A 352-nucleotide genomic window follows, 5' to 3' on the forward strand; every position below is an offset into this window, starting at 1 on the left:
CATTGAGCAGGTTTTTCACAAGGATCAAATGCATTATGAGGAGAGGTAATATATGATACGACATTAGGTTTTGATTCTTCTGAAATATTCTCATGAAATTCATTAGGACTGTCATTGCAGAGCGTAGGATCGTTAGAAAAATCAGCATCTATCCAAACCACATCAGGTTTTCGATCATGATTAGGTTCATTTAACATATTTTCCTCAGAATTGCAAGTAATTTCATTAGAAATATGTGAATCATTAGGAAAAGTCATACCTGGTACAATAGCATGAGAATTCTGATAAATCGGTTGATTAGGAACTGTTGTCTCACAAGAATTCTGGATTTCATCTAACTCTGAACTGTCAT

The 352-nt window shown here is 34.1% G+C and carries 1 protein-coding gene; it reads right to left on the reverse strand.

Annotated elements, in window-relative coordinates; genetic code table 11:
* A partial coding sequence (locus EDI28_RS28315) for a hypothetical protein (RefSeq protein ID WP_164918655.1) occupies nt 1-352 on the reverse strand: 352 nt, incomplete at both ends.

The sequence above is a fragment of the Photobacterium chitinilyticum genome, from assembly GCF_004104355.1.
In the GTDB taxonomy this organism is placed as follows: Bacteria; Pseudomonadota; Gammaproteobacteria; order Enterobacterales; family Vibrionaceae; genus Photobacterium; species Photobacterium chitinilyticum.